Below are 6,114 nucleotides of genomic sequence, written 5' to 3'. Positions count from 1 at the left end.
CGAGGAAGAAGACATCACCACACAGGCCGAAGCCCCGCAAGCGGTTGGTGGCGATGATGCAGACGACAAGCCCAAGCGCAAGCGTCGGCGTCGGCGTCGTCGGCGGAACGGCAACAGCAATGGCGATGCCCTGCAGGCCGAGACATCCGACGTGTCCACCGACGGCGAAACGGCCGCAGAACCTGCGGTAGAAACGCCCGCAGAGACCACTGCGGAAGAAACGCCGGCTGAAAAGCCCAAGCGCCGCCGCACCCGCGCCCGCAAGACCGAAGCACCTGCCGATGCGCCGCAGGCTGCAGAGGCAGTTCCAGAAGCCGCAGCACCAGAGGCAGAGGCGGAAACGCCTGCGCCGAAAAAGCGGACGCGCACCCGCCGCAAGCCTGTCGCAGAGGTGGGAACATCAGAGGCCGCAGAGACTGTGCCGCCAGAGGTGGAGGCATCACCCGAAGCGTCCGCCGTCGCGGAAAAACCAAAGCCAAAGCGCCGCAGCCGGGCCAAGCCGAAACCGGCAGAGGCACTTTCCGACAATCAGGCCGCCCCTGTGGCCGGACCGCCGACAGATAGTGCCGCAGCTGCCGCAGAACCGGCACCAGCCGCCGCTGCAACGCAAGCGCCAGAACCGGCGCCGCAAGTCGCGCCCGAACCCGAAGCCACGCCAGAGCCAGCAACGGCCGAAGCCCCGGCATCCGACAAGCCCAAACGCAAGGGCTGGTGGTCACTCGGTCGGGGGTGATAACACCGAAAAGGCCGCGTCAGTCAGACGCGGCCTTTTTCGTTCCGGTTGCCGTTTGATGCGGTCAGCCCTTGCGGATCAGATAGACCTGCCCATCCGTAGCATCCTCGATCGTCAGCAGGTCGTGACCAGCTTCGGCGCAGAAATGCGGCACATCGACGATCGCGGCCGGATCATCGGCCAGCATGCGCAACACCTGGCCCGGCGCCAGCGCCTGCAAGCGTTTGCGCGCTTTCAGCACGGGCAAGGGGCACAAAAGCCCCAGCGCATCAAGTTCAGCATCATGGGTCATGCGCCAGAGGTAGGCGGGATGTTTCATCTTGTCCACCAAGATGTGAGCTCAAACCGCGTGACCTTGGCTGCCTGCTGACATAGGTAGGTTGTTGAAAGGGGACAAGATGTTTGACACGGCCATGATTTTCGATGCGGCCCTGCTGCCGGCAATGTTGGTCGCCATGATGGCCGGTTTGCTGTCTTTCCTCAGCCCTTGTGTACTGCCCATCGTCCCGCCTTATCTGGCCTATATGGGTGGCGTATCCGTCACAGAGATGGAACAGGCCAGTCAGGCGCGCCGCCGCGTTTTACTGTGTGCGGTGTTTTTCGTTCTTGGGCTGTCTACCGTGTTCCTTCTGCTTGGCTTTGCCTTTTCCAGCATGGGGCGCATGTTGTTGCAGTATCAGGATAAATTCATCGTTATTGCGGGTGTGATCGTGATGATTCTGGGGGCCCATTTCATCGGGGTCTTCCGGATCGGTTTTCTGGACCGTGAGGTGCGGATGGATGCAGGCGACAGGGGCGGATCGGCCTTTGGGGCCTATGTGCTGGGACTTGCCTTTGCCTTTGGCTGGACACCTTGCCTTGGGCCCATCCTGGGCGCGATCCTTGGCTTGGCCGCATCCGAAGGCGATGTGATGCGCGGCACCGTGCTCTTGGCCTTCTATGCGGTGGGGTTGGGAATTCCGTTTCTTCTGGTGGCTGCGTTCTTCCCCCGTCTCAAGGGGGTGATGGGCTGGATGAAACGCCATATGGACAGGATCGAGCGGACATCGGGCCTGTTGCTCTGGACGGTGGGGCTGATGATGCTGACCGGGCAATTCGCCGCCTTCAGTTACTGGTTGCTGGAACGGTTTCCCGCGCTCGCCCTGATCGGTTAAAGCCTTATCTTTGCCCCGGAAACGCGCTAGCGTGATAAAAATGGCCCGAGGCAGTGCACCACAATGAAAGATCAGACCACGCAGGTCCGGCAACGGCGTGTGTTTCACATTCCTGGCTACGATCCGATCCATCCGCGCCGATATCGTGAACTTTACCGCAGCGAAAGCGCCGCACAGGCCGCGATCAGCGGATATGAAATCAGCATCACGGGCACATCTGCGCCCCATACCTTTGGCTGGGGGGTAAATGCGCATATCGACGGGCATGATGTCGCCGCCCGCATCGACGTGCTGGTGTGGTCCGATATTGTCCGCGACAGCATGGCCGGGTCCATTCCCGCGACGTATCTACAGCTGTTGCGCACGGCGTGGCTCTATCTGTCCACGGGCACGCTGCGGCGGTTGATGTGGATGCGCAAGGGGCCGGTGATCGCCGCCTTGTATCCGGTTGCGATGTTGCTGGCACAGTTTCTGGTGGCGCTTTTCTTGGGCGGGCTGGCGGGTAATGCCGTGGCAGCCGCCCTGCATTGGCTGATGGCGCTGGCCGGGCTGACGGGCGGAGTTTCTGAAACAGTGGTCAGCGCCATTGCGCTGGTCGCCAAATACGTGCTTTGGGTCACGGTCTTGGTCTTGGTCCTGCGATGGTTCAAGTCACACGATCACAGGCTGTTCGCCTATTACCTGATGCATGATTATTCCTTTTCCGCTGGTGCGCGCGGTGCCAATCCGCCCGCGCTGGAGGCGCGGATCAACGACTTTACCGACCAGATCGCACAGGCATGGCGCGGTGACGTGGACGAGGTGTTGATCGTCGGCCATTCATCGGGGGCGCATCTGGCAATTTCGGTTGTGGCCGACCTGATCCGGCTGGGGCGCGTTCCGACGGACGGGCCAAGACTGGCGCTGCTGACGTTGGGGCAGGTGGTGCCGATGGTGTCTTTTCTGCCACGCGCACAGCGGTTGCGCAGCGATCTCGCGTATCTGGCCGCACAAGACGTGCTGACATGGGTCGATGTTTCGGCCCCCGGTGATGGCTGCTGTTTCGCGCTGTGTGATCCGGTGGCCGTGACGGGCGTGACACCGCCGGGCAAACGCTGGCCGCTGGTGATCTCGGCGGCCTTCACGCAAACCCTGTCGCCTGCGCGGTGGAAGGCCTTGCGCTGGCGGTTTTTCCGACTGCATTTCCAGTACCTTTGCGCCTTTGATCGTCCTGGAGACTACGATTATTTCAAGATCACCGCCGGTCCGCTGACACTGGCAGAGCGTTATCGTGACCGGCAACCGTCGAAATCGCGCATTGACGTGCCCGTATCCAGATACACCTCATTGTTGCCATGACAGACGATCTGCCTCCCAAGCCGGCGGTGCGCCCCGACAAGGTATCGCTGTGGCGCTATATGCGCCTGTTTCGGCGCGATATTCTGTCGGCCCAGCCTGCACGGCTATACGGGGCGTGGATGGCGGCCTTTCGTACGCCGTTTTTCCGCAGCTATCTGATCAATGATCCCGCGCTGATCCGGCGGGTTTTGCATGAACGGCCCGAGGATTTTCCCAAGTCAGACCGGATTGGTGCGGGGCTGCGCCCGCTGTTGGGCGACAGCGTATTCCTGACCAACGGTGAAACCTGGAAACGCCAGCGCCGTATCATCGACCCTGCGTTCGAAGGGGGGCGGTTGCGCGACGCATTTCCGGCGATCATGGCAGCAGGCGACAGTGCGGTGAACCGTTGGGCCGCCTTGGCCGATGACACACCACAAGAGATCGAGGCCCTGACCAGCCATCTGGCCGCCGATGTGATCTTTCGGACACTGTTCTCGATCCCGATCGAGGATGCGATGGCGCGTGATGTCTTTGCTGCCTTTCAGGCCTACCAGCGGGTGCAACCCTTGTTGAACCTGGCGGCCTTTGTGCCGGGGCCGCGATGGATGCCACGGTTCTATCCGCCCGGAACACAGCGCCACGCGACCGAGATACGCAGGCTGATCACGGCCCTGACAGCCGCCCGCCTTGATCAGGTGAATGCAGGTACGGCCCCGGACGATCTCGCGACCAAGATCATGACGACAAACGATCCGCAAACAGGCACGGGGTTCACGCTTCCGGAAATGGTCGATCAGGTGGCGATTTTTTTTCTGGCCGGTCATGAAACAAGCGCCTCTGCTTTGTCCTGGGCGCTGTATTTGATGGCGCGCTACCCCGACTGGCAGGATCAGGTCGCAGAGGAAGCCGACAATTTTGATGGCGCATTTGCCGATCTGTCAAAATTGAAAATCACGCGGAACGTATTTCGGGAAACCCTGCGACTGTATCCGCCGGTGCCCATGATGGTGCGCGAAACGACCCGCCCGGAGGTGTTTCGCAGTCGCAGAGTGCGCAGCGGAGCGCAGGTGGTTCTTTCGCCATGGCATCTGCACCGGCACACACGGTTCTGGAATGCGCCCGACGCCTTTGATCCGGAGCGCTGGACCGATGAGGCAAGCAGGGCCGCCACGCGCGATGCTTATCTGCCATTTTCCGCAGGACCACGTGTTTGCACCGGTGCCGGTTTCGCGATGATTGAAGGTGTTGTTCTTTTGGCGCGTATCTTGCGGCATTACCGTGTCGCGATTGTTGACGGTTCAGAACCTATACCTGTTGCCCATCTGACAGTCCGATCGCGCGACGGGATCTGGTTGCGATTCGCAGCGCGGTCAAGTTAGCGGCGTCAGATCCGACACAAACCCCTGCAAAGGTTTATATTGTCGCCAATATAAGAACGCCATCCGTGACATTGTGACCCAATAGGGGCGACAGAGGGCCATTTTTCAAATTGTTACTGTTCTATGGATAGACAACGCGACGGCCGCAGCACATAATTAGGATTAGGAACTGGTAAACAGTGTGCCTTATTTCTGACGCATCGTAACGCGTCACCGCAAAGACATCAAAATGCTTATCAGGGGATGACATGACGATATCTCTACCAAATCCATCAAAGCTGGGCCTTGCAGGTTTGCTGGGCAAGCGGCGGCGTGATGACAAGAAAATTGGTGTTGCGCCAAAGCGTTTGCAGCCGCATGAAATCGCCCAGCGGTTTTCAAAGACGGCTTCTTCGATTGAGGCCAAACCTGCAAAGTTGAGTGATGCAGAAAAGCAGGACCGCGCGCGGTTGTCCAACCTGCGCGGCGCACTCTATTCCAAGGACTGATCGCGTTTTAGCGCCCGTTCAAGAACAAACACCCGCAAGGCCGAGGCCAGACCAATGTCGCCCCGGCCTTCGTCTATTTCAGCTGCCAGTCCGTTGATGGTTTTGCCGTCCTGATCGGCAATCGCGCGAAATCGATCCCAGAAAATATCTTCGAGTGAGACGCTGGTGCGATGCCCCCGCAAGGTCAGCGACCGTTTGACCGGGCGGCCATGCCTATTCATCATCAAATTTCAGCTGGTTCAGGCGGTCGCTGGCTTTCTGGGCCTGTGCGGCCTCCAGCAGTTGTTGGGCTTTGCTGCGGCCAAAGCGGACGGCATTTTCATCCGCTTTGGCCTTTGCCTCGGCACGCGCGCGGGCTTTGCGCGCCTGATTGAGGTTGACCGGCTTCACTTGGGTCCGATCATGTCTTCGGGGCGCACGACCTTGTCGAATGTCGCGGCGTCCACAAAGCCCAGATTGATCGCCTCTTCTTTCAGGGTCGTGCCGTTCTTGTGTGCGGTCTTTGCAACGGTGGTCGCGTTGTCATAGCCGATTGTCGGCGCAAGGGCCGTGACCAGCATCAGCGATTCCCGCATCAGCTTTTCGATCCGTGTCCGGTCGGCACGAATACCCACAACACAGTTATCGGTGAAGGCGGCGGCGCTATCGCCCAAAAGCTGCATGGATTGCAGCACATTGTAGGCCATCATCGGTTTCATCACGTTCAATTCAAAATGCCCCTGCGATCCGGCAAAGCCGACGGCGGCATCATTGCCCATGACATGCGCACAAACCTGTGTGATCGCCTCGACCTGGGTGGGGTTGACCTTGCCGGGCATGATGGATGACCCCGGTTCGTTCTCCGGCAGCATCAGTTCCCCCAGCCCACAGCGCGGACCAGAGCCAAGAAGACGGATGTCGCTTGCGATCTTGTAGAGGCTCGCCGCGACGGTTTTCAGCGCACCCGACATTTCAACAAGCCCGTCATGGGCGGCAAGTGCTTCGAATTTGTTGGGCGCTGTGACAAAGGGCAGACCGGTGATATCAGCCATATGCGCGGC

General features: G+C 60.0%; 8 protein-coding genes and 1 pseudogene. 5 read left to right on the top strand and 4 right to left on the bottom strand.

The window, feature by feature from the left end:
• Positions 1 to 733 (top strand): annotated as a pseudogene (locus tag ACTG4B_RS15190) (hypothetical protein); the annotation flags it as partial.
• Positions 734 to 797: 64 nt separating this feature from the next.
• On the opposite strand, the gene ACTG4B_RS15185 reads toward ACTG4B_RS15190, so the two are convergent.
• Positions 798 to 1,025, bottom strand: coding sequence for a sulfurtransferase TusA family protein (locus tag ACTG4B_RS15185; protein ID WP_439156546.1), 228 nt, complete (start codon positions 1,023 to 1,025; stop codon positions 798 to 800).
• Between the two features lie 106 nt (positions 1,026 to 1,131).
• Between ACTG4B_RS15185 and ACTG4B_RS15180 the strand changes: the two genes are divergently transcribed.
• The 4 genes from ACTG4B_RS15180 to ACTG4B_RS15165 all read left to right on the top strand — a co-directional run bounded on the left by ACTG4B_RS15180 (position 1,132) and on the right by ACTG4B_RS15165 (position 5,074).
• Complete coding sequence (locus ACTG4B_RS15180; protein ID WP_439156544.1) at positions 1,132 to 1,887, top strand: cytochrome c biogenesis CcdA family protein; 756 nt, start codon at positions 1,132 to 1,134, stop codon at positions 1,885 to 1,887.
• 63 nt (positions 1,888 to 1,950) lie between these two features.
• Positions 1,951 to 3,225, top strand: coding sequence for a hypothetical protein (locus ACTG4B_RS15175; protein ID WP_439156543.1), 1,275 nt, complete (start codon positions 1,951 to 1,953; stop codon positions 3,223 to 3,225).
• On the top strand, positions 3,222 to 4,586 hold the full coding sequence (locus ACTG4B_RS15170; RefSeq protein ID WP_439156542.1) for a cytochrome P450: 1,365 nt from the start codon (positions 3,222 to 3,224) through the stop codon (positions 4,584 to 4,586). Before ACTG4B_RS15175 ends, ACTG4B_RS15170 begins: the two co-directional genes overlap by 4 nt.
• A gap of 248 nt (positions 4,587 to 4,834) precedes the next feature.
• Positions 4,835 to 5,074, top strand: a complete 240-nt coding sequence (locus ACTG4B_RS15165) for a hypothetical protein (protein WP_439156541.1) — start codon at positions 4,835 to 4,837, stop codon at positions 5,072 to 5,074.
• Here the strand turns inward: ACTG4B_RS15165 and ACTG4B_RS15160 are convergent.
• The 3 genes from ACTG4B_RS15160 to ACTG4B_RS15150 all read right to left on the bottom strand — a co-directional run.
• Positions 5,059 to 5,295, bottom strand: a complete 237-nt coding sequence (locus ACTG4B_RS15160) for a ribbon-helix-helix domain-containing protein (protein WP_439156545.1) — start codon at positions 5,293 to 5,295, stop codon at positions 5,059 to 5,061. The two genes, ACTG4B_RS15165 and ACTG4B_RS15160, sit on opposite strands and share 16 nt — an antisense overlap.
• Complete coding sequence (locus ACTG4B_RS15155; protein WP_439156540.1) at positions 5,288 to 5,464, bottom strand: DUF4169 family protein; 177 nt, start codon at positions 5,462 to 5,464, stop codon at positions 5,288 to 5,290. Before ACTG4B_RS15155 ends, ACTG4B_RS15160 begins: the two co-directional genes overlap by 8 nt.
• Positions 5,461 to 6,114, bottom strand: a 654-nt coding sequence (locus tag ACTG4B_RS15150; RefSeq protein ID WP_439156539.1) for a lyase family protein, incomplete at its 5' end; no start/stop codon positions are given. The genes ACTG4B_RS15155 and ACTG4B_RS15150, both read right to left, overlap by 4 nt.

The sequence above is a fragment of the Yoonia sp. genome (assembly GCF_965660735.1).
Taxonomy (GTDB): Bacteria; Pseudomonadota; Alphaproteobacteria; order Rhodobacterales; family Rhodobacteraceae; genus Yoonia.
This window is presented reverse-complemented; position numbering and strand designations above follow the sequence as displayed.

What these genes read in the sequence shown, in the direction of transcription:
- ACTG4B_RS15175 (WP_439156543.1), top strand. Translation starts at nt 1,951, where the DNA reads ATGAAAGATCAGACCACGCAGGTCCGGCAACGGCGTGTGTTTCACATT.
- ACTG4B_RS15160 (WP_439156545.1), bottom strand. Translation starts at nt 5,295, where the DNA reads ATGAATAGGCATGGCCGCCCGGTCAAACGGTCGCTGACCTTGCGGGGG.
- ACTG4B_RS15170 (WP_439156542.1), top strand. Translation starts at nt 3,222, where the DNA reads ATGACAGACGATCTGCCTCCCAAGCCGGCGGTGCGCCCCGACAAGGTA.
- ACTG4B_RS15185 (WP_439156546.1), bottom strand. Translation starts at nt 1,025, where the DNA reads ATGACCCATGATGCTGAACTTGATGCGCTGGGGCTTTTGTGCCCCTTG.
- ACTG4B_RS15165 (WP_439156541.1), top strand. Translation starts at nt 4,835, where the DNA reads ATGACGATATCTCTACCAAATCCATCAAAGCTGGGCCTTGCAGGTTTG.
- ACTG4B_RS15180 (WP_439156544.1), top strand. Translation starts at nt 1,132, where the DNA reads ATGTTTGACACGGCCATGATTTTCGATGCGGCCCTGCTGCCGGCAATG.